Origin of the sequence: Escherichia sp. R1 (genome assembly GCF_003000935.1) — a bacterium.
GTDB lineage: Bacteria > Pseudomonadota > Gammaproteobacteria > Enterobacterales > Enterobacteriaceae > Escherichia > Escherichia coli.
This window is the reverse complement of record NZ_PSRU01000002.1, coordinates 217,975-241,626: the sequence shown is the minus strand read 5'-3', so window position 1 is coordinate 241,626 and position 23,652 is coordinate 217,975. Positions and strand designations below refer to the sequence as shown.

Annotated in this window: 23 protein-coding genes; 11 read left to right on the top strand and 12 right to left on the bottom strand. The window is 51.6% G+C overall.

Annotated features, from left to right (window positions below; translation table 11 throughout):
• Positions 1-17 precede the first annotated feature (17 nt).
• On the top strand, positions 18-125 hold the full coding sequence (locus C4F37_RS03930) for a protein YohO (protein ID WP_001216963.1): 108 nt from the start codon (positions 18-20) through the stop codon (positions 123-125).
• Here the strand turns inward: C4F37_RS03930 and yehW are convergent.
• The 5 genes from yehW to bglX all read right to left on the bottom strand — a co-directional run bounded on the left by yehW (position 106) and on the right by bglX (position 6,329).
• Positions 106-837, bottom strand: coding sequence for a glycine betaine ABC transporter permease YehW (yehW, locus tag C4F37_RS03925; protein ID WP_001538978.1), 732 nt, complete (start codon positions 835-837; stop codon positions 106-108). The two genes, C4F37_RS03930 and yehW, sit on opposite strands and share 20 nt — an antisense overlap.
• Before the next feature lie 4 nt (positions 838-841).
• Complete coding sequence (yehX, locus tag C4F37_RS03920) at positions 842-1,768, bottom strand: glycine betaine ABC transporter ATP binding protein YehX (RefSeq protein ID WP_001538980.1); 927 nt, start codon at positions 1,766-1,768, stop codon at positions 842-844.
• On the bottom strand, positions 1,761-2,918 hold the full coding sequence (gene yehY, locus C4F37_RS03915; protein WP_000220861.1) for a glycine betaine ABC transporter permease YehY: 1,158 nt from the start codon (positions 2,916-2,918) through the stop codon (positions 1,761-1,763). The genes yehX and yehY overlap by 8 nt, the downstream gene beginning before the upstream one ends.
• A gap of 6 nt (positions 2,919-2,924) precedes the next feature.
• Complete coding sequence (gene osmF / locus C4F37_RS03910) at positions 2,925-3,842, bottom strand: glycine betaine ABC transporter substrate-binding protein OsmF (protein WP_001131270.1); 918 nt, start codon at positions 3,840-3,842, stop codon at positions 2,925-2,927.
• 189 nt (positions 3,843-4,031) lie between these two features.
• Positions 4,032-6,329 carry a beta-glucosidase BglX gene (gene bglX, locus C4F37_RS03905; protein WP_032143645.1) on the bottom strand — a complete coding sequence of 766 codons (2,298 nt, stop codon included), beginning with the start codon at positions 6,327-6,329 and terminating at the stop codon, positions 4,032-4,034.
• Between the two features lie 195 nt (positions 6,330-6,524).
• On the opposite strand from bglX, the gene dld reads away from it, so the two are divergent.
• Positions 6,525-8,240, top strand: a complete 1,716-nt coding sequence (gene dld, locus C4F37_RS03900; RefSeq protein WP_000097372.1) for a D-lactate dehydrogenase — start codon at positions 6,525-6,527, stop codon at positions 8,238-8,240.
• A gap of 38 nt (positions 8,241-8,278) precedes the next feature.
• Here dld and pbpG read toward each other — a convergent pair whose 3' ends face one another.
• Both pbpG and C4F37_RS03890 read right to left on the bottom strand, forming a co-directional pair.
• The gene (gene pbpG / locus C4F37_RS03895) at positions 8,279-9,211 is read right to left on the bottom strand and encodes a D-alanyl-D-alanine endopeptidase (RefSeq protein ID WP_001362798.1); all 933 of its coding nucleotides are present in this window, start codon (positions 9,209-9,211) and stop codon (positions 8,279-8,281) included.
• Positions 9,212-9,384: 173 nt separating this feature from the next.
• Positions 9,385-9,972: a Yip1 family protein gene (locus C4F37_RS03890; protein ID WP_001295454.1), complete on the bottom strand. Its 588-nt coding sequence runs from the start codon at positions 9,970-9,972 to the stop codon at positions 9,385-9,387.
• A gap of 169 nt (positions 9,973-10,141) precedes the next feature.
• Between C4F37_RS03890 and C4F37_RS03885 the strand changes: the two genes are divergently transcribed.
• Positions 10,142-10,720 carry a DedA family protein gene (locus tag C4F37_RS03885; protein WP_001296821.1) on the top strand — a complete coding sequence of 193 codons (579 nt, stop codon included), beginning with the start codon at positions 10,142-10,144 and terminating at the stop codon, positions 10,718-10,720.
• 119 nt (positions 10,721-10,839) lie between these two features.
• Here the strand turns inward: C4F37_RS03885 and C4F37_RS03880 are convergent, their stop codons facing one another.
• Positions 10,840-11,601: an SDR family oxidoreductase gene (locus C4F37_RS03880; protein ID WP_000079562.1), complete on the bottom strand. Its 762-nt coding sequence runs from the start codon at positions 11,599-11,601 to the stop codon at positions 10,840-10,842.
• A gap of 52 nt (positions 11,602-11,653) precedes the next feature.
• Entirely contained in the window at positions 11,654-13,090 is a 1,437-nt protein-coding gene (gene mdtQ / locus C4F37_RS03875; RefSeq protein ID WP_106106702.1) for a multidrug resistance outer membrane protein MdtQ, read from the bottom strand.
• A 223-nt stretch (positions 13,091-13,313) separates the two neighbouring features.
• On the opposite strand from mdtQ, the gene yohP reads away from it, so the two are divergent.
• On the top strand, positions 13,314-13,397 hold the full coding sequence (gene yohP, locus C4F37_RS28345) for a small membrane protein YohP (RefSeq protein ID WP_000691708.1): 84 nt from the start codon (positions 13,314-13,316) through the stop codon (positions 13,395-13,397).
• Positions 13,398-13,784: 387 nt separating this feature from the next.
• On the opposite strand, the gene dusC is transcribed toward yohP, so the two are convergent.
• Positions 13,785-14,735 carry a tRNA dihydrouridine(16) synthase DusC gene (gene dusC, locus C4F37_RS03855; protein ID WP_001264872.1) on the bottom strand — a complete coding sequence of 317 codons (951 nt, stop codon included), beginning with the start codon at positions 14,733-14,735 and terminating at the stop codon, positions 13,785-13,787.
• 238 nt (positions 14,736-14,973) lie between these two features.
• Between dusC and C4F37_RS03850 the strand changes: the two genes are divergently transcribed.
• The 7 genes from C4F37_RS03850 to preA all read left to right on the top strand — a co-directional run bounded on the left by C4F37_RS03850 (position 14,974) and on the right by preA (position 20,850).
• Positions 14,974-15,372, top strand: a complete 399-nt coding sequence (locus tag C4F37_RS03850) for a CidA/LrgA family protein (protein WP_001295452.1) — start codon at positions 14,974-14,976, stop codon at positions 15,370-15,372.
• Entirely contained in the window at positions 15,369-16,064 is a 696-nt protein-coding gene (locus C4F37_RS03845) for a CidB/LrgB family autolysis modulator (RefSeq protein WP_001538984.1), read from the top strand. Before C4F37_RS03850 ends, C4F37_RS03845 begins: the two co-directional genes overlap by 4 nt.
• Positions 16,065-16,193: 129 nt before the next feature.
• On the top strand, positions 16,194-17,078 hold the full coding sequence (gene cdd, locus C4F37_RS03840) for a cytidine deaminase (protein ID WP_000553553.1): 885 nt from the start codon (positions 16,194-16,196) through the stop codon (positions 17,076-17,078).
• Positions 17,079-17,227: 149 nt separating this feature from the next.
• Complete coding sequence (sanA, locus tag C4F37_RS03835; protein WP_000920064.1) at positions 17,228-17,947, top strand: outer membrane permeability protein SanA; 720 nt, start codon at positions 17,228-17,230, stop codon at positions 17,945-17,947.
• 2 nt (positions 17,948-17,949) lie between these two features.
• Positions 17,950-18,189, top strand: coding sequence for a DUF2542 family protein (locus C4F37_RS03830; RefSeq protein ID WP_000383096.1), 240 nt, complete (start codon positions 17,950-17,952; stop codon positions 18,187-18,189).
• A gap of 193 nt (positions 18,190-18,382) precedes the next feature.
• A complete protein-coding gene (gene preT, locus C4F37_RS03825; protein ID WP_001136338.1) occupies positions 18,383-19,621 on the top strand; it encodes an NAD-dependent dihydropyrimidine dehydrogenase subunit PreT in 1,239 nt (412 codons plus the stop codon).
• Positions 19,615-20,850, top strand: coding sequence for an NAD-dependent dihydropyrimidine dehydrogenase subunit PreA (preA, locus tag C4F37_RS03820; RefSeq protein WP_000956067.1), 1,236 nt, complete (start codon positions 19,615-19,617; stop codon positions 20,848-20,850). Before preT ends, preA begins: the two co-directional genes overlap by 7 nt.
• A gap of 242 nt (positions 20,851-21,092) precedes the next feature.
• On the opposite strand, the gene mglC is transcribed toward preA, so the two are convergent.
• Positions 21,093-22,103 carry a galactose/methyl galactoside ABC transporter permease MglC gene (mglC, locus tag C4F37_RS03815; protein ID WP_001275112.1) on the bottom strand — a complete coding sequence of 337 codons (1,011 nt, stop codon included), beginning with the start codon at positions 22,101-22,103 and terminating at the stop codon, positions 21,093-21,095.
• A 15-nt stretch (positions 22,104-22,118) separates the two neighbouring features.
• On the bottom strand, positions 22,119-23,639 hold the full coding sequence (mglA, locus tag C4F37_RS03810; protein WP_000255034.1) for a galactose/methyl galactoside ABC transporter ATP-binding protein MglA: 1,521 nt from the start codon (positions 23,637-23,639) through the stop codon (positions 22,119-22,121).
• Positions 23,640-23,652 lie beyond the last annotated feature (13 nt).

Below are 23,652 nucleotides of genomic sequence, written 5' to 3'. Positions count from 1 at the left end.
AACATAAGGAGTGCATTATGCGCATAGCTAAAATTGGGGTCATCGCCCTGTTCCTGTTTATGGCGTTAGGCGGAATTGGTGGCGTCATGCTCGCAGGTTATACCTTTATTTTGCGTGCTGGCTGAACGCCTGCACCAGCCTTTCAAACAGGCGGTCTGCGATGATCGCCGCCAGTGCCACCAGTAACGCTCCCTGGATCACATACGCGGTATTAAATCCGCTAAGCCCGATGATGATCGGCGTACCCAGCGTGTTGGCCCCTACCGTTGAGGCGATCGTCGCCGTGCCAATGTTGATAATCACCGAAGTTCGTACACCCGCCAGAATCACCGGAGCTGCCAGCGGTAGCTCGACCTTACGCACTCGCTGACCACGACTCATTCCCATACCTTTCGCAACTTCTGTCACGCTGGCATCAATCGCTCCCAGCCCGGCAAGTGTCGCCTGCAGGACGGGCAGCACGCCGTAAAGGATCAAGGCGATAATCGCTGGTTTCAGACCAAAGCCGATCACCGGAACGGCAATCGCCAGCACCGCGACGGGCGGAAAAGTCTGCCCAACGGCGGCAATAGTTTCCACCAGTGGGCGAAATTCCGCACCCCACGGGCGAGTGACAGCAATTCCGGCACCAGTACCAATGATCACCGCAAACAAACTCGAAATTCCCACCAGCCAGAAATGAGCCAGTGCCAGAGCTGCAAAGCTTTCCTGCTGATAAACGGGTCGTGGCAGTTGTGGGAACAAGGCAGCAAACAGCGGCTGGCTGTAAGGCAGCCAGAAAATCAGCGCCACAAACAGAGCAATCAGCCAGAACAGCGGATCGCGCAACATCTTCATACGATTACGCCTCCTCCAGCAGATCCTGAAAATGCAGCGTGCCGCAAGGCTCGCCCTGCGTGTTCACCACCGGCAGCACCTCGCATCCCCGCGCGACAAACAGAGAAAGCGCATCGCGTAGCGTCATCCTTTCTTCCAGTGCCTCACCTTCAGCCCGTTCTTCACGGCGCACGTAATCTGCCACGCTACGTAACGAAAGCAGGCGTACACCCAGCTCACTACGACCAAAAAACTGGCGGACAAAATCATTCGCCGGACGAGTCAGCATCGTCAGCGGATTACCCTGCTGCACCACTTCACCGTGATCCATCAATACAAGATGTTCTGCCAGCCGTAGCGCCTCATCAATATCATGAGTGACCAGCACAATAGTGCGCCCCTGCAAACGGTGAATGCGCGTCATCTCTTGTTGCAACGCGCCACGCGTTACCGGGTCCAGCGCGCCGAATGGTTCATCCATCAGCAAGACTTGCGGATCGGCAGCCAGCGCGCGCGCCACTCCCACACGTTGCTGCTGACCACCGGAAAGCTGATGCGGATAACGCTCACGCAAATTTGGCTCCAGCCCCAGTAGCGCCATTAATTCGTCGATACGATCGTCGATCCGCGCCCGTGACCATTTTTGTAATTGCGGCACGGTGGCAATATTTTGCGCCACGCTCCAGTGGGGAAACAGGCCAATAGATTGAATGGCATAGCCCATCCGGCGGCGCAACTCCAGCACTGGCAGCGAGCGAATTTCTTCTCCGGCAAAGCGGATCACCCCGCTGTCATGCTCCACCAGGCGGTTAATCATTTTCAGGGTAGTGGATTTACCGGAACCCGACGTGCCAATCAGTACCGAAAAACTCCCTTCCTGAAAATTGAGATTGAGATCGTTAACGGCTTTTTGTGCGCCGAACAGTTTGCTGACATGGCTAAATTCAATCATTACGTTTCACCTTCAGCAGTGCGATAAGCAAATCGAACAGCGCGTCGGTAAGCACCGCCAGAACAATTACCGGGATCACCCCCAGCAACACTAAATCAATGGCACTGCTTAACAGCCCCTGAAAAACCAGCGCACCAAAACCGCCTGCGCCGATTAACGCCGCAATCACCGCCATGCCAACGGTTTGCACCATCACCACCCGCAGGCTGCGCAGAAATACCGGTAACGCCAGCGGTAACTGAACATGCAGGAAACGCTGCGTCCCGCTCATCCCCATCGCTCTGGCGCTCTCCAGCACATCGCGCGGGATCTGGTTCAAGCCGACTACTACGCCGCGCACCAGCGGTAACAGGGCATAGAGCACCAGTGCAATCAGAGCGGGTGTCATTCCGGTTCCTGCTATGCCGAGCGTTCCCAGCCACGGAAAGGCCGTAACCAGCGCGGCAAGCGGCGCAATCAACAGGCCAAAGAGCGCTACCGAAGGCACGGTCTGAATGACATTCAGCAGAGAAAAAATCGCCCCTTGCCGCGCGGTGGAAAAGTAGCACCAGATGCCCAACGGCACACCAATCACTAACGCAGGCAGCACCGCACCAAACAGCAACGTCAGATGTTGTGCCAGCGCGTCGTCAAACACATCCTGACGGTTGGCGTATTCTTTCATTAACGAGAGATCGTTAAGCGTGCCGGAGTACAGCAACCACAGCGGAACAATGGCAATCTGCATATGCAACAACCAGCGCCACAGCGGATGCGTGGAGATTCGGCGGATGGCATCGCTACAGGCCAGCAGTGCCAGCGCCGCAGCCAGCCAGAAACCACTGCCGAGGCTGGTACGCGCCAGCGCACTGCCATTTTGCGCCAGTTGTGTCGCCGCCTTTCCAGCTCCCCACACCAGCAATACGAAGACGAATTGCGCCAGAATGAGTGCAAAAATGCTGCCTTTTTTAGCGGGAATAAAACAGGCTGTCAGCCAGGCGCAACCAACGCCCACCAGCATCCAGAGAGTTTGCGGCCACAGCTGCCAGAGATGACGCCCCTCACCCGAAACTAAACGATTAGGTGCGTAACTGATAAACGGCAGCGCCGCTGCGATTGCCGTCAGCAACAGCAGCAGCGCCAGAACAGGATTAATACGGAAATAAGTCACGGGAAATTACTTCGTCCACCCTTTTTGTTTCAGGTAGTCGGCTGCCACTTTTTTGGCATCCAGTCCTTCCACTGCAATGCTGGCATTCAGCTGCTGCAATGTTTTTTCATCGAGGCTGGCGAAGACTGGCTGTAGCCACTGTGCTATTTGCGGATACTCTTTCAGCACCGACTCACGCACCACTGGCGCAGGCGCGTAGATAGGTTGCACGCCTTGCGGATCGCTTAAGGTTTGCAGCCCCAGCGCCGCAACCGGGCCGTCGGTGCCGTAAGCCATTGCGGCATTAACACCAGAAGTTTGCTGGGCAGCGGCTTTGATCGTCACCGCCGTGTCACCACCGGCCAGTGACAGCAACTGATCCTGACCGAGCTTAAAGCCATAGGCTTTTTCAAACGCGGGTAAGGCATCGGCGCGTTCAATAAACTCTGCCGAGGCTGCCAGTTTGAAGTTACCACCCTCTTTCAGATAACGACTCAGCTCGGCAAGCGAAGTGAGTTTGTTTTTCTCTGCCACATCCTGACGCACGGCGATGGTCCAGGTGTTATTTGCAGGCGCGGGCGTCAGCCAGATTAACTTGTTTTGCTCTGCATCGAGTTTTTTGACTTTCTCATAGCCTTGCTGCGCGTTTTTCCATGCCGTATCGTTTTCATCTTTAAAGAAAAACGCGCCATTGCCAGTATATTCCGGATAGATATCCAGCTCGCCAGAAGTGATCGCCCCGCGCACTACGGGAGTCGTTCCCAGCTGCACTTTATTTACCGTAGGAACGCCGTGACTTTCCAGCACCTGCAAAATGATATTGCCGAGCAGCGCGCCTTCCGTATCGATTTTTGAACCAACCTTAACGGGGGAAGCCGCCTGTAGCGGCAGGCTCACGGCTGCCAACAAAACCAGTGAACCTGCCCAGACCTTTGAGAGTGGCATGATGCTTTCCTCATTCTTTTACTGTTGTTTTCAGCGAATTAAGAGAAAAGCATAGTTGATAATGGCGGAGTTAGCCTGACTGGGTGGACTCAGTTGCAGAATCAGATAAATACTTAAAAGGCATATTTTGCCCGGCGTTTCTTGCCGGATGCGGCGTAAACGCCTTATCCGGCATACAAACATCGAAAATTACAACAACTCAAACTCGCCTTTCTTAACGCGTGCGGAATCAGTGCCGATGAAGACATTGAACTTGCCAGGCTCGGCATCATATTTCATCTGTTGATTCCAGAACTTCAGCGCCTCAATATCGATTGGGAAGCTGACGGTCTGAGTTTCGCCCGGTTTCAGGGTGATTTTCTCAAAGCCTTTAAGCTGCTTCACCGGACGACTCATGGAAGCCGTCACATCCTGCAGGTACATCTGCACTACCGTCGCCCCTTCGCGCTTACCGGTGTTCGTCACCTGCACGCTGGCCGTCACTTTGCCGTCACGCTTCATGGTCGGCGCAGAAAGTTTCACATCAGAGACGGTGAAAGTGGTATAGCTCAGACCATAGCCGAACGGATAAAGCGCCCCGTTAGCTTCATCAAAATAACGCGAAGTGTATTTGTTCGGCTTGTCGGCATTATACGGACGCCCGGTATTCAGATGGCTGTAGTACACCGGGATCTGCCCGACAGAACGCGGGAAGGACATCGGCAGCTTGCCGGACGGGTTATAATCGCCAAACAATACATCGGCAATTGCATTACCGCCTTCAGTCCCCGCAAACCAGGTTTCCAGAATCGCATCAGCCTGCTGATCTTCTTTCACCAGCGCCAGCGGACGCCCGTTCATCAGCACCAGCACCAGCGGTTTACCGGTGGCTTTCAGCGCCGCAATCAAGTCACGTTGGCTTTGCGGAATAGTGATATCGGTACGACTGGAAGCTTCGTGCGCCATCCCCTGAGCTTCACCGACCACAGCCACCACCACATCAGATTGTTTCGCGGTTTGCACTGCTTCATCAATCATCTCTTGCGGCGAACGCGGATCAACTTTGACCGCCTCTTCATACTGATTCAGGAAATCGATAATGCCTTTGTCACTGGTAACGTTCGCCCCTTTGGCATACAGCACTTTACCGTTTTCACCGACGGCGTTTTTAATCCCTGTTAGCACAGTAACAGATTGATCGGCGACACCTGCCGCCGACCAGCTTCCCATCACGTCACGCTTGCTGTCTGCCAGCGGGCCAACCACCGCAATGGTTACAGATTTTTTCAGCGGCAGCGTTTCGAGACGATTTTTCAGCAACACCAGGCTTTCGCGCGCCACTTCACGCGCTTCTTTGCGGTGCAGGCGGCTTTCGGCATTGGTATCCACCGGGTCAGACTCTTTCGGCCCCAAATGGCTGTATGGATCGTTAAACAATCCCATATCATATTTAACGTTCAGTACATGGCGGGCAGCATCGTCCAGCTCTTCCATCGTCACTTTGCCGGATTTGATCAACCCAGGCAGATACTTCGAGTAATACTCGTCGCTCATGCTCATGTTGATTCCGGACTTCAGCGCCACGCGTACCGCATCCTCTGGATCTGCCGCCGTGCCATGTTTAATCAGCTCTTTGATTGCGCCGTGATCGGAAACGGTGATGCCTTTAAAGCCCCACTGGTCGCGCAGAACATCTTTCAGCAGCCAGGAGTCGGAGGTGGCTGGCGTGCCGTTCAGCGAGTTCAGCGCCACCATCACCGCACCGCTGCCTGCATCCAGCCCCGCTTTGTACGGCGGCATATAGTCGTTAAACAGGCGCTGCGGACTCATATCGACGGTGTTGTACTCTTTACCGCCTTCTACCGCGCCGTATGCGGCAAAGTGTTTGACGCTGGTCATCACCGAGTAGCGATCTGCCGGGCTTTTACCCTGCATCGCTTCCACCATGGTTTTGCCCATTATTGAGGTGAGATACGTATCTTCGCCAAAACCTTCGGAAGCACGTCCCCAGCGCGGATCGCGCGAGACATCGACCATCGGTGCCCAGGTCATATTCAGGCCATCATCTGCCGCTTCATAAGCAGAGACACGCCCGACTGTTTTCACCGCATCGAGGTTAAAAGACGAAGCCAGACCGAGACTAATCGGGAACACCGTGCGCTGACCGTGCAGCACGTCGTAAGCAAAGAAAAGAGGAATTTTCAGGCGGCTTAATTCCATCACCTGATCCTGCATGGCGCGGATATCCTGACGGGTTACGGTGTTGAAAATCGCCCCAACCTGACCGTCTTTGATCATCTCGCGGATCGCCTCTTTCGGGTTATCCGGGCCGACGCTGATTAAGCGCAGCTGACCAATTTTCTCATCAACTGTCATTTTCTTAAGCAGTTCGGTGACGAACGCATCCCGCGCTTCGGGCGTTAATGGATGGTTGCCGAATAAATCATCCGCCAGTGCTGGCTGCAGGGCCAGACTCACCGCGATTCCTACTGAACATAGCCATTTCATATGGATTTTTCTTCCTTTGTTGCCCGACGTGGCAGCGAAAATGGTGCAAAAACCGTAGTTTGCCATAAGCATGATAGAGAGAGAAAAAGAATGCTCAGTTTATTGTCTGAATTTTCAAAATATTCACTCGCTGAATTGTCATACAAGGCGCTATTCTAGTTTGTGATATTTTTTCGCCACCACAAGGAGTGGAAAATGTCTTCCATGACAACAACTGATAATAAAGCCTTTTTGAATGAACTTGCCCGTCTGGTCGGTCATTCACACCTGCTCACCGATCCCGCAAAAACGGCCCGCTATCGCAAGGGCTTCCGTTCTGGTCAGGGCGACGCGCTTGCTGTCGTTTTCCCTGGCTCACTACTGGAATTGTGGCGGGTGCTGAAAGCCTGCGTCACCGCTGACAAAATTATTCTGATGCAGGCTGCCAATACAGGCCTGACCGAAGGATCGACGCCAAACGGTAACGATTATGATCGCGATATCGTGATCATCAGCACCCTGCGTCTCGACAAGCTGCACGTACTCGGTAAGGGCGAACAGGTGCTGGCCTATCCGGGCACCACGCTCTATTCACTGGAAAAAGCCCTCAAACCGCTGGGACGCGAACCGCACTCAGTGATTGGATCATCGTGTATAGGCGCATCGGTCATCGGCGGTATTTGTAACAACTCCGGCGGCTCGCTGGTGCAACGTGGCCCGGCGTATACCGAAATGTCGTTATTCGCGCGTATAAATGAAGACGGCAAACTGACGCTGGTGAACCATCTGGGGATTGATCTGGGCGAAACGCCGGAGCAGATCCTTAGCAAGCTGGATGACGATCGCATCAAAGATGACGATGTGCGCCACGATGGTCGTCACGCCCACGATTATGACTATGTCCACCGCGTTCGTGATATTGAAGCCGACACGCCCGCACGTTATAACGCTGATCCGGATCGGTTATTTGAATCTTCTGGTTGCGCAGGGAAGCTGGCCGTCTTTGCGGTACGTCTTGATACCTTCGAAGCGGAAAAAAATCAGCAGGTGTTTTATATCGGCACCAACCAGCCGGAAGTGCTGACCGAAATCCGCCGTCATATTCTGGCTAATTTCGAAAATCTGCCGGTTGCCGGGGAATATATGCACCGGGATATCTACGATATTGCGGAAAAATACGGCAAAGACACCTTCCTGATGATTGATAAGTTAGGCACCGACAAGATGCCGTTCTTCTTTAATCTCAAGGGACGCACCGATGCGATGCTGGAGAAAGTGAAATTCTTCCGTCCGCATTTTACCGACCGTGCAATGCAAAAATTCGGTCACCTGTTCCCCAGCCATTTACCGCCGCGCATGAAAAACTGGCGCGATAAATACGAGCATCATCTGCTGTTAAAAATGGCGGGCGATGGCGTCGGTGAAGCCAAATCGTGGCTAGTGGATTATTTCAAACAGGCCGAGGGCGATTTCTTTGTCTGTACGCCGGAGGAAGGCAGCAAAGCGTTTTTACACCGTTTCGCCGCTGCGGGCGCAGCAATTCGTTATCAGGCTGTGCATTCCGATGAAGTCGAAGACATTCTGGCGCTGGATATCGCTCTGCGGCGTAACGACACCGAATGGTATGAGCATTTACCGCCGGAGATCGACAGCCAGCTGGTGCACAAGCTCTATTATGGCCATTTTATGTGCTATGTCTTCCATCAGGATTACATCGTGAAAAAAGGCGTGGATGTGCATGTGTTGAAAGAACAGATGCTGGAACTGCTACAGCAGCGCGGCGCGCAATACCCTGCCGAGCATAACGTCGGTCATTTGTATAAAGCACCGGAAACGTTGCAGAAGTTTTATCGCGAGAACGATCCGACCAACAGTATGAATCCGGGGATTGGTAAAACCAGTAAGCGGAAAAACTGGCAGGAAGTGAAATAAAAATTACGGATGGCAGAGTATCGCCATCCGTACTTCATTTAATCGTTCTGTGCCGTCTGCCCCGCCGCCGCCATTTGGGCGGCTTTTTGTTTTTTATAGCTCAACGCTGCTGCCGGAACAGGCATCACTTTACCGGTTTCAATCCAGGTACGCAGGCGGCTGGCATCGGCAAAATGGGTATATTTGCCAAACGCGTCCATCACTACCAGCGCCACCGGTTTATTATTGATAACCGTGCGCATCACCAGACAATGGCCCGCCGCATTGGTAAAACCGGTTTTGGTTAACTGAATATTCCAGTTATCACGATACACCAGATGGTTAGTATTGCGGAACGGCAGCGTATACGTCGGGTTAGAGAAGGTTGCCATATCTTCCCGGGTAGTACTTAACTGCCCGATCAACGGATATTGTTTGCTGGCAATGAGTAGTTTGGTTAAGTCACGGGCGGTTGAAACGTTATGCACCGACAATCCGGTTGGTTCAACAAAGCGCGTGTTGTTCATTCCGAGCGATTTCGCTTTCGCGTTCATCGCCTTAATAAAGGCTTTGTAACCACCGGGATAATGGTGCGCAAGACTTGCCGCCGCGCGGTTTTCTGAAGACATCAGCGCCAGCAACAGCATATCTTTACGGCTGATTTCGCTGTTCAGTCTGACACGCGAATAGACCCCTTTCATCTCCGGCGTCTGGCTGATATCCACTTTTAGTTTTTCATCCAGCGGCAGTCGTGCATCCAGCACAACCATCGCGGTCATTAATTTGCTGATAGACGCAATCGGACGCACCAGATCCGGGTGGTTCGAATAGATCACTTTGTTGGTATTCAGATCAACAATCATCGCGCTACCGGAGGCAATTTCCGGTTGTGACGCGGTGGTAGCGGCTACCGTTTTCGCAACGGCCTGCGGTGCAAAAGGCACAGCCAGCATCAGGGCCAGGCTAAATAAAGAAACTCGAAATTTCGGCATGATGAGCATTCAGATAGTGGTTCACGCGCACGGGTTGCGCACCGCCGGAGTAAGGATTTACTGAGGCTAGCGACGCCATCATAACGAGCAAAAAGTGCGATCGTCAAAGAAGAATCGTGAGGAAATGCTGCATTGCTGACATTTACGCCAGCAATGCAGCGCAAAAGAACTTTCTAGAACAAACGATAACCGTAGCCCCATAGTATAACGGTAAGGGCGAGCAGCACTTCCAGCACCAGCACGCCTATCGCCAGTGTCGAACTGGAGAAGCTAAGTCCTTCCTCTTTGTTGATATTCAGGAAGCTCGGAATACCGAGATACAGCAGGTAGCCGGTGTAAAACAGCGCCACCGTGCCGACCAGCGCACACAACCAGACCAGCGGGTAAAGCGCCACCAGACCGCTTAAAAACAGCGGAGTTGCAACGTAGCCCGCGAAGACCATGCAGTGCGCAAGTGACGGACGCTGCGGATAATTACGCGCCATCCACCAGATGACCCGCCCCATCACCGCAACCCCAGCCAGCATAACGCCGTAAAACAAGACAGCCAGCGCCAGTCCGGTAAACCAGGATAACTTCAGGATAGTGCCATCGCCAAAATTCCAGCCAATCTGTGTAGTGCCAATGAAGGCGCAAATCACCGGAATCGCCGCCATCAGCAAAACGTGGTGGGTGTAGTGATGAGAAATCGTTTCGTTTTCGCGATTAATCACCTGCATTTCACGATCGGGATGGGAAAACAGTCCCCAGACATGGCTCATACCGCCCCCTTGTTGTGAGTTCATGAACCTGACAGTTCAAGTATAAGTCAGCTTGTGATTATTTTTTGTTCGCTCATGTAATTTGCACCGTCTGATGTACGTCCTTTTTCAGCGTGAATGATTCACAGGGTGTATGCTTACAGGCAAGCAAAGGGAGACAGACTGTCCTATGGATCTCAATACACTCATCTCACAATATGGTTATGCCGCGCTGGTGATCGGTAGCCTGGCGGAAGGTGAAACCGTGACTTTGCTGGGAGGCGTTGCGGCACATCAGGGGCTATTAAAGTTCCCGCTGGTGGTACTTTCTGTGGCGCTTGGCGGCATGATTGGCGACCAGGTGCTTTATCTGTGCGGGCGGCGCTTTGGCGGCAAGCTGTTACGCCGTTTCTCGAAACATCAGGATAAAATTGAGCGGGCGCAGAAACTTATCCAACGCCATCCGTATCTGTTTGTCATTGGTACGCGTTTTATGTATGGCTTTCGGGTGATTGGCCCGACGCTGATTGGTGCCAGCCAGCTGCCGCCGAAAATCTTTCTGCCGCTGAATATTCTCGGCGCATTTGCCTGGGCGCTGATTTTTACCACTATCGGTTACGCTGGTGGGCAGGTGATTGCGCCGTGGTTGCACAATCTCGACCAGCATTTGAAGCACTGGGTCTGGTTGATTCTGGTCGTGGTTCTGGTGGTAGGCGTGCGCTGGTGGCTGAAACGGCGCGGGAAGAAAAAGCCGGATCATCAGGCGTAAAACTATTGCCCTGGATAAGGTGTTCGCGCCGCATCCGACATCCGGTGCACCATGCCTGATGCGACGCTGGCGTGTCTTTTCTGGCCTAACCCAATGAAATAACCACGCACCTCACTGCGCTATTCTGGGTTGAACTGCGGATTCGCCAACATAAAGCCGCCATCCACTATCAACGACTGCCCGGTGGTGTAATTTGCGCCCTCCGAACAAAGCCATACCACCAGGCTGGCAATCTCATGCGTTGTGCCAAAACGTCGCAAGGGAATCGAAGGCTCCGCGTCAGGCTTCACGTCGCCGCCATCCATGCCGTTCATTGGCGTGGCGATCGCCCCAGGTGCGACTGCGTTCACCAAAATTTTATGCCTGACCAACTCCAGCGCCATTGCTTTGGTTAACCCGCCGAGCGCATGTTTAGCGGCTGTGTAGGCGCTGGCATCCGGCAGCGGCGTATGTTCATGTACCGATGTAATGTTGATGATGCGACCGCCCTGCCCTTGCTTCACCATCTGGCGGGCAGCAATTTGCGAGCATAAAAATGCACCATCGACATCAACGGTAAAAATCTTGCGCCACTCATCGAAAGCCATATCAAGAAACGGCGCTTTGGTCATTGCGCCCGCATTATTCACCAGCACATCAATACGCCCCAGCCGTTGAATAAGTTTCTCCAGCGCCTGCGCACCTTCTGGTAGATTGCCGAGATCCAGTTGCACGATCTCCGCACGTACGCCGTGGCTAACCACCTTACGCGCGGTATCTTTTGCCCCTTCTTCATCTGAGTGCCAGGTAATGCCAATATCAAACCCCTGCTGCGCCAGTAATAACGCGCACTCTTTGCCGATCCCCGAATCGGAGGCGGTAATTATCGCGACCTGTGCCATCGAGTTCTCCACTTAACGCTGAATAAATGTTAAGTATAGAAGGCGCATATCATCAGCGTTTGTACCCCCCGCCCAGCGCACCGGTGAGTTGAATGGAGGCATCCAGCCACTGCCCTTGCAATAACAGGCCATTGGCCCGCTCACGCAGCGCCGGGATTCTGGCTTCGCTGACCCGGGAACCAGCAATGAGGCCCGCGTTAAAGCGGGCCTGCGCAAGACCTACTACACGCAAGGCATCGCGCTCAATTTGCGCCTGATGCTGGTTTTTCTCCGCCAGTGTCTGAACCTGACTGGCTGCCCGCGCCACGTCATTCACCGCTTCAACCACCGCTTTGTTGTAGCTGGCGATAGACAAGTTGCTTTCGGCTTTAGCGATATCGAGGTTGGCGTTAAGACGACCACTATCGAAAATGGGTAGCGTCAGGCCTGCCGTAACGCCCATTTGCTGCGCGGAATGACGGAACAGATCGCTTAAGTGCAACGCATCCTGTTGCAGAAAGGCCATCAGGTTGATGTCAGGATAAAATGCCGCTTTTGCCGCATCAATAGTGCTTAACGATGACTCAACGTACCAGTGCGCCGCCTGCAAATCTGCCCGCCGCGCCAGTAAGGAGTACCCCAGTTCATCAGAAAGCTGGCTTGCCACTTTCGGCAACGCGACCGGTTTAAGCTTCAGTGACTTTGTCTGGTGATTTGTGAGTGCATTTAACCGTGCCTCAATAATTTTCATTTTACCCGCGACATCGTTGAGCTGCTGCCGGGTTTTGCTGGCATTAATATCGGTTTCCACACCTTCAACTGAAGAAGTAATCCCGTTCTGATATAGCTGGCGATCGGTCGCGATAATGGTGTTCTGCTCTTTTTCGATTTGCTGCAAGACCGTGTTTAACGCCGCCTGGGTTTGCCACTCCCAGTACAGGCGGGCTACGCTGCCAGCCAGCAATTGGCGGGTTTGCTCGCGTTCCGCCGCCCGTGCTTTAACCGTACCCAGTCGAGCAGTAACCTCCGCCCGATTCTTTCCCCAGATATCGAGATGCCAGCCCGCCGTTAAGCCAAAAGTACCGTTGGTGTACCACGGACCGGTCGTACCTGCGGCCGGATCGTTCAAAGCAAACGGCCCCATTAACCCTTCTGCCGACATTTTTTGCCGCTCCATATCCGCAGAAAAGTCGAGCTGCGGACCATCCTGAGTGGCAACTGCCTTCGCCTGGGCTTCAGCCAGCTGAATGCGCTGTTCAGCCACCTGCATATACGGTGCGTTCTGTAGTGCATTGTTAATTAATGAAGTGAGTTGATCATCGTGATACTCCAGCCACCATTGGCTGTCTGGCCAACCATTTTTCAGTGCCGTGGGTAATGCGGTGTCAACTTGCACAGCGAGCGTGTGCTGGCTTAACGCCTGGCGGGTTTCATGCATAGGCGCACACCCGGCCAGCATCAGTAACAGCGGAAAACAGGCGATGGCGGGATAAAAGGAATCACGATTCATGGGGGAATAATCAGGTAAGAAAAGGTGCGCGGAGATTACCGTGTGTTGCGATATATTTTTTAGTTTCGCGTGGCAATACATCAGTGGCAATAAAACGACATATCCAGAAAAATATACACTAAGCGAATGATATCTCCCGATTTATCTTAATCGTTTATGAATAGCGGCAAAGGGCTTCGTTTTTTCCTATACTTATTCAGCACTCACAAATAAAGGAACGCCAATGAAAATTATACTCTGGGCTGTATTGATTATTTTCCTGATTGGGCTACTGGTGGTGACTGGCGTATTTAAGATGATATTTTAAAAATCAGATATGGCATATAAGTTGTCAGGTCAGGAACTAGATATTTTGTGTACTTGATTTGCAAACAGCTCCGGTGTTGGTGGCGTCAAAATCGCTGAAGCGTTCCCCGAAGGCCGGGGCAGCCCACATGGATGTGGGCTGAGGGCGCGTCTTACAAGGACGTTACCTCGCGCCCGACCCGGTAGCCGAAGGGGATAAGCTGAAGGTACCGCGCAGCGGCGATTTTGTTCGCCAGAGCCCGGGGGTGCAGGGGGAGGAGGCGATTGTCCTCCCCCTGCGCGCTCCTTGCGCCAGTGGCAATATGTGGCTTAGCTCATGAAAGGAGCGCAACAAGATGATGAAGCTGAATAAGCGATTCATTGTCTCAGATAAGCTGCGATTCCACTATTATCGCAGCTTATCGATATCAATGGCCTGAATAGCCCTTGCAATATCAGGGGAATTATTCAACACCCGAACATGCTGAAATAATTCCGTTGCTTCATCGTATTCTTTACGCAAATAACTCAACCACTGTTTAATCCGCGCAACGTGATATAACCCGGTATCGCCCTGCTTTTCCAGACGGGTATATTTTTGCAGCAAAGCAACCACCTCCGGCCACGGCATTCGCGGTTCGTTATATTTCACCACACGGCTCAGGTTGGGAATATTGAGCGCCCCGCGACCAATCATCACTGCGTCGCAGCCGCTGATCGCCATGCATTGTTGCGCACTCTGCCAGTCCCAGATTTCACCGTTGGCAATCACCGGAATATTAAGCCGCTGGCGAATCTCGCCAATCGCCTGCCAGTCAATATGTTCCGCGCGGTAACCCTGCTCTTTTGTCCGCCCATGTACTACCAGCTCCGTAGCACCAGCCTGTTGAACCGCATCGGCGATTTCAAATTTCTTCTCACCGCTGTCCCAGCCCAGACGCACTTTTACGCTGACAGGCAAATGCGCCGGTACAGCTTCGCGCATCGCTTTTGCACCCTGGTAGATGAGTTCAGGATCTTTCAGTAACGTTGCCCCACCACCGCTACCGTTAACCGTTTTCGACGGGCAGCCGCAGTTAAGATCCACGCCCCAGGAACCTAACTCCACCGCACGGGCGGCGTTCTCTGCCAGCCACTGCGGGAACTGCCCTAACAACTGCACGCGAACCAGCGTACCGGATGGTGTCCGGCTGGCATTTTGTAGCTCAGGGCAAATGCGATGAAAGACTTTTACTGGCAGCAGTTGATCCACCACGCGGACAAACTCGGTGATGCACAGATCGTAGTCGTTAACTTCGGTCAGTAATTCCCGCACCAGAGAGTCAAGTACACCCTCCATCGGAGCCAGTAACACACGCATATCATCACCCGCAAAAAAATGAGGCGCTATGTTAGCGCCTCCGGTCAACGGATTAAAGGTCTGCAAAGAGGGATTGCTGCAAACTGCAATCCCTCTCTATGCTTGATGTATGCCTGAGTTCGCTGCGCATTGCGTAATACCGGGGAGCGAAAAAATAAGCGCTGATTTCTTAATGTGATCGGTAGCACGTTTTACGAATTAATTGTATGATGAATCCATCTCATCTGGGGTGTTGATTATGAGTAAGACACTGAACATTATCTGGCAATATTTACGTGCTTTTGTCCTGATTTATGCCTGCCTGTATGCAGGCATTTTCATTGCTTCCCTGCTACCGGTAACCATTCCGGGCAGCATCATCGGGATGCTGATCCTGTTTGTCCTGCTGGCCTTGCAAATTCTTCCGGCGAAATGGGTCAATCCGGGGTGCTACGTACTGATTCGCTATATGGCGCTATTGTTTGTGCCGATTGGCGTAGGCGTCATGCAATATTTTGATTTGCTCCGCGCACAGTTTGGTCCGGTAGTGGTTTCCTGTGCAGTCAGTACGCTGGTGGTTTTTCTGGTGGTGAGCTGGAGTTCACAACTGGTGCACGGTGAACGTAAAGTCGTAGGTCAGAAAGGATCAGAAGAATGATGGCGAATATCTGGTGGTCATTACCGCTGACGTTGATTGTCTTTTTTGCCGCCCGCAAACTGGCGGCACGGTATAAGTTTCCCCTGCTTAACCCGTTGCTGGTAGCAATGGTGGTGATCATTCCTTTTTTAATGCTGACTGGCATCTCTTACGACAGCTACTTTAAAGGTAGCGAAGTGCTAAACGATCTGCTGCAACCGGCGGTCGTCGCACTGGCCTATCCTTTATATGAGCAGCTACACCAGATCCGCGCGCGCTGGAAATCGATCATCACCATCTGTTTTATCGGCAGCGTGGTTGCGATGGTGACGGGGACTTCTGTGGCATTGTTGATGGGCGCTTCACCGGAAATCGCCGCGTCAATCCTGCCGAAATCAGTCACCACGCCTATTGCAATGGCAGTTGGCGGCAGTATTGGCGGTATTCCGGCAATCAGCGCAGTTTGCGTGATTTTCGTCGGCATCCTCGGCGCTGTGTTTGGCCATGCATTGCTTAATGCGATGCGTATTCGTACCAAAGCTGCGCGCGGTCTGGCAATGGGCACAGCCTCGCACGCCCTCGGTACGGCGCGCTGCGCCGAGCTGGATTATCAGGAAGGTGCATTTAGTTCGCTGGCGCTGGTGTTATGCGGGATTATTACTTCGCTGATCGCACCGTTCCTTTTCCCGATTATTCTGGCAGTAATGGGCTAAAATTTGCGATGCGTCGCGCATTTTTGATGTAAGTTTCACGCGTTGCATAATTAATGAGATTCAGATCACATATAAAGCCATAACGGGTTCGTAAACTGTTATCCCATTACATGATTATGAGGCAACGCCATGCATCCACGTTTTCAAACCGCTTTTGCCCAACTTGCGGATAACTTGCAATCTGCACTGGAACCTATTCTGGCAGACAAGTACTTCCCCGCTTTGTTGACCGGGGAGCAAGTCTCATCGCTGAAGAGCGCAACGGGGCTGGACGAAGACGCGCTGGCATTCGCACTACTTCCGCTGGCGGCAGCCTGTGCGCGTACGCCATTGTCGAATTTTAATGTTGGCGCAATTGCGCGCGGTGTGAGCGGAACCTGGTATTTCGGTGCCAATATGGAATTTATTGGTGCGACAATGCAGCAAACCGTTCATGCCGAACAAAGCGCGATCAGCCACGCCTGGCTGAGTGGTGAAAAAGCGCTTGCAGCCATCACCGTTAACTACACGCCTTGTGGTCACTGCCGTCAGTTTATGAATGAACTGAACAGCGGTCTGGATCTGCGTATTCATCTTCCGGGACGCGAGGCACACGCGCTGCGTGACTATCTACCGGATGCCTTTGGGCCGAAAGATCTGGAGATTAAAACGCTGCTGATGGACGAGCAGGATCACGGCTATGCGCTGACTGGTGATGCGCTTTCTCAGGCGGCGATTGCGGCGGCAAACCGTTCGCACATGCCTTACAGTAAGTCGCCAAGCGGTGTCGCGCTGGAATGTAAAGACGGTCGTATTTTCAGCGGCAGCTACGCTGAAAACGCCGCATTCAACCCGACTCTGCCGCCGTTGCAGGGGGCGTTAATTCTGTTGAATCTCAAGGGTTATGATTACCCGGATATCCAGCGCGCGGTTCTGGCAGAAAAAGCCGATGCGCCGTTGATTCAGTGGGATGCCACCTCCGCAACGCTGAAAGCTCTCGGCTGTCACAATATCGACCGCGTGCTTCTCGCTTAAGCCTGGTGCCGGATGCGGCGTGAACGCCTTGTCCGGCTTGCCAGCCCTTTCCTGGTGTCGAAAATCCCGGCAAACAGTTTGCCGTTTCTTGCGCAAAACCAGCGGGTAAAGTAGCCTGATGGAAATTTTCCTTAGATCGAGTCTCCTGCATGTTAAAGCGCGTGTTCCTCAGCCTGTTAGTCCTGATCGGCTTGCTGCTGTTGACTGTGCTCGGCCTCGATCGCTGGATGAGCTGGAAAACCGCGCCTTATATCTACGACGAATTGCAGGATCTCCCCTACCGCCAGGTCGGTGTGGTGCTCGGCACAGCAAAATATTATCGGACTGGCGTAATTAATCAGTATTATCGCTACCGCATTCAAGGAGCGATTAATGCCTATAACAGCGGTAAGGTAAATTATCTATTACTGAGCGGCGATAACGCATTGCAAAGTTATAATGAGCCGATGACCATGCGCAAAGATTTAATCGCAGCTGGTGTCGACCCATCAGATATTGTTCTCGATTACGCAGGCTTTCGTACGCTGGATTCCATCGTGCGTACACGCAAAGTTTTCGATACTAATGATTTCATTATTATCACCCAACGTTTCCACTGTGAGCGGGCATTATTTATTGCGCTGCATATGGGGATTCAGGCTCAGTGTTATGCCGTACCGTCACCGAAAGATATGCTGTCAGTACGTATTCGCGAATTTGCCGCCCGTTTCGGTGCGCTGGCTGACCTTTATATTTTTAAACGTGAACCGCGTTTTTTAGGGCCGCTGGTCCCTATTCCGGCTATGCACCAGGTGCCGGAAGATGCGCAGGGGTATCCCGCCGTCACACCCGAACAGTTACTTGAATTACAAAAGAAACAAGGAAAGTAGTTATGGATGTACAGCAGTTTTTTGTCGTTGCCGTTTTTTTCCTTATTCCGATATTTTGTTTCCGCGAAGCATGGAAAGGCTGGCGCGCAGGCGCGATTGATAAACGGGTTAAAAATGCACCAGAACCGGTGTATGTCTGGCGAGCGAAAAATCCCGGACTCTTCTTCGCTTATATGGTGGCATATATCGGCTTCGGAATTTTATCTATCGGCATGATTGTTTATCTTATTTTCTATCGTTAATATTTTCCCTTTTCTGTTAATTATTGAGAATAATTATTACTTCACTCAATAAGCTGCGGATATAACATTCTGAACCGCAGCTATTTGTGAATCCTTTCACAGTTTAAATTTCCCCACGCGCATAGCCTTAATATCAGCACGCAATATTTATTTAGCGTTCGCCTTAATTACTCATAGCATTAAGGAAGATCACATGCCGCAACAAAATTATCTGGATGAACTCACTCCGGCTTTTACGCCTTTACTGGCGATTAAAGAAGCCTCTCGCTGTTTATTATGTCATGACGCTCCCTGTAGTCAGGCTTGCCCGGCACAGACCGATCCGGGGAAATTTATTCGCTCAATCTACTTTCGTAATTTTAAAGGCGCTGCCGAGACAATTCGCGAAAATAATGCCCTCGGTGCCGTTTGTGCCAGAGTGTGCCCGACGGAGAAATTATGCCAAAGCGGTTGTACACGTGCCGGTGTTGATGCTCCCATTGATATCGGTCGTTTACAGCGTTTTGTTACTGATTTTGAACAACAAACTGGGATGGAAATTTATCAGCCCGGTACTAAAACGCTCGGCAAAGTCGCCATTATTGGCGCAGGTCCTGCCGGATTGCAGGCCAGTGTGACGCTGACAAACCAGGGTTATGACGTCACGATCTATGAGAAAGAAGCACAACCCGGTGGCTGGTTGCGTAACGGCATTCCGCAATTCCGGTTACCGCAATCGGTGCTGGATGCAGAAATCGCCCGTATAGAAAAAATGGGCGTGACCATTAAGTGCAATAACGAAATCGGTAAAACACTTACCCTGGAGCAGCTGAAAGCGGAAAACCGCGCGGTACTGGTCACCGTAGGGTTATCGAGCGGTTCCGGGTTATCGCTGTTTGAGCATAGCGACGTTGAGATTGCCGTCGACTTCCTGCAACGTGCACGACAGGCGCAAGGCGATATCAGCATTCCACAAAGCGCATTAATTATCGGCGGCGGTGATGTCGCGATGGACGTAGCCAGCACGCTGAAAGTTCTCGGCTGTCAGGCGGTAACCTGCGTAGCGCGTGAAGAGTTAGATGAGTTTCCGGCAAGCGAAAAAGAGTTTACCAGCGCCAGAGAGCTGGGCGTTTCGATCATCGATGGATTTACACCAGTAGCCGTGGAAGGCAATAAAGTCACCTTTAAGCATGTTCGTTTACCGGGTGAACTAACGATGGCGGCAGATAAAATTATTCTCGCCGTCGGTCAGCATGCCAGACTGGATGCCTTTGCGGAGTTAGAGCCGCAGCGTAACACCATCGAAACGCAACATTACCAGACCCGCGACCCGCAAGTCTTTGCTGCTGGCGATATTGTTGAGGGTGACAAAACCGTGGTCTATGCAGTGAAAACCGGGAAAGAAGCCGCCGGGGCGATTCATCACTATTTAGAGGGAGCTTGCTCATGTTAACGAAAGATCTTTCGATTACTTTTTGCGGCGTGAAGTTTCCCAACCCGTTCTGCCTTTCTTCTTCGCCGGTAGGCAACTGCTATGAGATGTGTGCCAAAGCCTACGACACAGGTTGGGGCGGCGTGGTGTTTAAAACGATCGGTTTTTTTATCGCCAACGAAGTCTCGCCGCGTTTTGATCATCTGGTGAAAGAAGATACCGGTTTTATCGGCTTCAAAAATATGGAGCAGATTGCTGAACATCCGTTGGAAGAGAATCTGGCCGCCCTGCGTCGGCTGAAAGAAGATTATCCGGACAAAGTATTGATCGCTTCAATCATGGGCGAAAATGAGCAGCAATGGGAAGAGCTGGCGCGTCTGGTGCAAGAAGCTGGCGCGGATATGATCGAGTGTAACTTCTCCTGTCCGCAAATGACTTCTCATGCGATGGGTAGCGATGTCGGGCAAAGCCCGGAGCTGGTAGAAAAATATTGTCGGGCAGTAAAACGTGGTTCCACGCTGCCAATGCTGGCGAAGATGACGCCGAATATTGGTGATATGTGCGAAGTGGCGCTGGCGGCGAAGCGCGGCGGCGCAGATGGCATTGCGGCGATTAACACCGTTAAATCCATCACCAATATCGATCTTAATCAGAAAATTGGTATGCCGATCGTTAACGGTAAATCGAGTATTTCCGGATATTCCGGTAAAGCGGTAAAACCGATCGCCCTACGCTTTATTCAGCAAATGCGCACCCATCCAGAACTGCGCGATTTCCCGATCAGCGGTATCGGCGGCATTGAAACCTGGGAAGATGCGGCGGAGTTTTTATTGCTCGGTGCAGCGACGTTGCAGGTGACCACCGGCATTATGCAGTACGGGTATCGGATAGTGGAAGATATGGCAAGCGGGTTGTCGCATTATCTCGCCGATCAAGGGTTTGATTCGTTGCAGGAGATGGTAGGTCTGGCGAATCACAATATTGTCCCGGCGGAAGATTTAGACCGCAGTTATATTGTCTATCCCCATATCAATCTTGATAAATGTGTTGGCTGTGGACGCTGTTATATTTCCTGTTACGACGGCGGTCACCAGGCGATGGAATGGAGCGAGAAAACCCGCACACCGCATTGTAATACCGAGAAATGCGTGGGTTGTCTGCTTTGTGGTCATGTCTGCCCGGTAGGTTGTATTGATCTTGGGGAAGTGAAGTTTAAGAAAGGCGAGAAAGAACACCCGGTAACGTTGTAAAACCAGCGACGCATCCGGCATTTAGTTCCTGTCGCCGGATGCGGCGTGAACGCCTTACCCGGCATACAAAACAATATAAATCAGTATGTTGTGCTCATTGTAGGCCGGATAAAACGCGCCAGCGTTGCATCCGGCATTTGGTTCCTGTCGCCGGATGCGGCGTAAACGCCTTATCCGGCATACAAAACCATACAACTCATGATGTTATGTGCATTTCTGACCGGATGCGAACTACATTCACATCACTTCTTACGCGCGTATTTCAGTGAATCCAGCGCCACGGCGAAGATAATAATCGCCCCTTTGATGATGTACTGCCAGTACGGGTTTACGCCGATATACGTCAGGCCATAGTTAATGACGGTAAAAATAATTACCCCGGTCACCACACCAATTACCGTCCCCACACCGCCGCTGAACGATACGCCGCCTACCACGCACGCCGCGATAGCATCCAGCTCATACATAAAGCCGAGGTTGTTGGTGGCTGAGCCGATACGTCCGGCTTCTAACATCCCGCCGAAGGCATAGAACACACCAGACAACGCGTAAATCATCAGCAGGTTCAGGCCGACGTTGACACCAGATACTTTCGCCGCTTCCGGGTTACCGCCAATGGCAAAAATGTTCTTACCGAAGCGGGTTTTGTTCCATAACACCCAGACAAACACCACCGCAATCAACGCATAGAAGGTGATGTAAGAGAGACGGAAACTCCCCAGCGCAATAAAGCCTTGGGCAAAAGTGGAGAAACCACTGTCAAAACCGGAAATTGGCGACGCCCCGACAAAGTCGTAATAGAGCGAGTTAATGCCGTAGACGATAATCATCGTACCGAGCGTGGTAATGAACGGCGTCACGTTGAGATAAGCGATAATCAAGCCGTTGATCAAACCGATCACCGCACCAATGGCACAGACAATCAGAATAACCAGCGCAATCGGCATCGTCGCCATTTCCGGGAACACTTTGTTGGCGTTATCCATGGACTGCAATAACGTCGCTGCTACTACTGCCGCCAGCCCCACCTGGCGACCTGCGGAAAGGTCAGTCCCTTGGGTGACAATTAACCCTGCCACACCAAGCGCGATAATAATACGCACCGATGACTGGGTGAGAATATTACTTAAGTTCAACAGACTTAAAAATGTTGGGTCCTGGAAAATAATAATCGCCAGCAAAACTAAAAGAACGACGTAAATACCGCCCTCTTTCAGGTAAGTAAGAAAACTTTTCTTATTTAACGCACTCATGGGAAGCCCCTAATCTTAAAGGTGCAAAGACGCAAGACGCAGAATTTCGCTTTGCGTTGTTGTTTTTGTATCGACAATACCGGAAACGAGACCATTGCTCATGACCAGAATACGGTCTGTTATCCCTAACAACTCTGGCATTTCGGAGGAGATAATAATAATCCCCTTGCCTTTCTTCGCCAGTTCGGCAATTAACTGATAAATCTCAAACTTAGCCCCAACATCAATACCGCGCGTCGGTTCATCGAGCATTAATATTTCTGGTTGCGTTAACAGCCAGCGACCAATAATCACTTTTTGCTGATTACCACCGGAGAGCGAACCTATTTGCGTCCGATGACCTGGCGTTTTTACCCGCATCGAATCAATGACCCACTGGGTATCGCTTTTCATCCGCGAGTTATCCAGTAAACCAACTTTATTTTTATAGTTGCGGATATTGGAAATTAACGAGTTAAAGCCAATATCCAGATAGGCATAAATTCCCGTTGAGCGGCGCTCTTCAGTTACCAGTGCAAATCCGTGGTTTATGGCTTCGTTGGCATTATGGTTATTGATCTTTTTGCCGTGCAACGTAATGGTGCCAGCCGATTTCTCGCGAATACCAAATAACGTCTCAACAATATCGGTACGTTTCGCTCCCACCAGACCGGCTATACCGAGAATCTCCCCTTTATGCAGATCAAACGAGACATCGCGAATCGACGGCTGGCGCAGCGACGTCAGGTTACGCACTTCCAGAATCACTTCGCCCGGCTTGTTTTCTTTGTCAGGGAAACGCTGGTTAAGAGAACGCCCAACCATCATGGCGATGATCTTGTCCATCGTCAGCCCTGCCAGCGGTTCGGTAGCGATCCACTGACCGTCGCGCAATACGGTAACTTCATCACATAACTGGAAGATTTCTTCCATTTTATGCGAGATATAAACAATACCGCAGCCGCGCTCTTTTAATTTACGAATAATAGTGAACAGATGATTGACCTCTTTTTCGGTTAACGAAGAAGTCGGTTCATCCATAATCACAATTTTCGCGTTATAGGAAAACGCTTTGGCAATTTCGATCATCTGCATTTGCGAAACGGATAATGTGCCGACGCGTGCACGCGGATCGATATCAATATCCAGTTCATCAAAAATCGCTTTGGTTTCGCGGTACATTTTGTCCTGATCGACAAACATGCCTTTGGTGGGATATCGCCCCAGCCACATGTTGTCCATCACCGAACGTTGTAATACCAGGTTTAACTCCTGGTGTACCATCGAAATACCATTTTCCAGTGCTTCTTTGGCGGAATGGAAATCGATCTCTTTACCCTGGAATAAAATGGTGCCGGAGTCTTTTTGATAAATACCAAACAGGCATTTTAATAATGTCGATTTTCCTGCACCGTTTTCCCCCATTAATGCATGGATAGAATGTGGTCGGACTTTTAAATTAACGTTATCAAGTGCCTTAACACCAGGAAAAGACTTGTTGATACCGCTCATTTCCAACAAGTATTCCCCGGAAGACGGAGTCGTTGAGCTGACCATATAATTTTACCTT

Coding starts and splice junctions, on each gene's coding strand:
- C4F37_RS03930 (WP_001216963.1), top strand. CDS start 18: ATGCGCATAGCTAAAATTGGGGTCATCGCCCTGTTCCTGTTTATGGCG.
- yehW (WP_001538978.1), bottom strand. CDS start 837: ATGAAGATGTTGCGCGATCCGCTGTTCTGGCTGATTGCTCTGTTTGTG.
- yehX (WP_001538980.1), bottom strand. CDS start 1,768: ATGATTGAATTTAGCCATGTCAGCAAACTGTTCGGCGCACAAAAAGCC.
- osmF (WP_001131270.1), bottom strand. CDS start 3,842: ATGCCACTCTCAAAGGTCTGGGCAGGTTCACTGGTTTTGTTGGCAGCC.
- bglX (WP_032143645.1), bottom strand. CDS start 6,329: ATGAAATGGCTATGTTCAGTAGGAATCGCGGTGAGTCTGGCCCTGCAG.
- dld (WP_000097372.1), top strand. CDS start 6,525: ATGTCTTCCATGACAACAACTGATAATAAAGCCTTTTTGAATGAACTT.
- pbpG (WP_001362798.1), bottom strand. CDS start 9,211: ATGCCGAAATTTCGAGTTTCTTTATTTAGCCTGGCCCTGATGCTGGCT.
- C4F37_RS03890 (WP_001295454.1), bottom strand. CDS start 9,972: ATGAGCCATGTCTGGGGACTGTTTTCCCATCCCGATCGTGAAATGCAG.
- C4F37_RS03885 (WP_001296821.1), top strand. CDS start 10,142: ATGGATCTCAATACACTCATCTCACAATATGGTTATGCCGCGCTGGTG.
- C4F37_RS03880 (WP_000079562.1), bottom strand. CDS start 11,601: ATGGCACAGGTCGCGATAATTACCGCCTCCGATTCGGGGATCGGCAAA.
- mdtQ (WP_106106702.1), bottom strand. CDS start 13,090: ATGAATCGTGATTCCTTTTATCCCGCCATCGCCTGTTTTCCGCTGTTA.
- yohP (WP_000691708.1), top strand. CDS start 13,314: ATGAAAATTATACTCTGGGCTGTATTGATTATTTTCCTGATTGGGCTA.
- dusC (WP_001264872.1), bottom strand. CDS start 14,735: ATGCGTGTGTTACTGGCTCCGATGGAGGGTGTACTTGACTCTCTGGTG.
- C4F37_RS03850 (WP_001295452.1), top strand. CDS start 14,974: ATGAGTAAGACACTGAACATTATCTGGCAATATTTACGTGCTTTTGTC.
- C4F37_RS03845 (WP_001538984.1), top strand. CDS start 15,369: ATGATGGCGAATATCTGGTGGTCATTACCGCTGACGTTGATTGTCTTT.
- cdd (WP_000553553.1), top strand. CDS start 16,194: ATGCATCCACGTTTTCAAACCGCTTTTGCCCAACTTGCGGATAACTTG.
- sanA (WP_000920064.1), top strand. CDS start 17,228: ATGTTAAAGCGCGTGTTCCTCAGCCTGTTAGTCCTGATCGGCTTGCTG.
- C4F37_RS03830 (WP_000383096.1), top strand. CDS start 17,950: ATGGATGTACAGCAGTTTTTTGTCGTTGCCGTTTTTTTCCTTATTCCG.
- preT (WP_001136338.1), top strand. CDS start 18,383: ATGCCGCAACAAAATTATCTGGATGAACTCACTCCGGCTTTTACGCCT.
- preA (WP_000956067.1), top strand. CDS start 19,615: ATGTTAACGAAAGATCTTTCGATTACTTTTTGCGGCGTGAAGTTTCCC.
- mglC (WP_001275112.1), bottom strand. CDS start 22,103: ATGAGTGCGTTAAATAAGAAAAGTTTTCTTACTTACCTGAAAGAGGGC.
- mglA (WP_000255034.1), bottom strand. CDS start 23,639: ATGGTCAGCTCAACGACTCCGTCTTCCGGGGAATACTTGTTGGAAATG.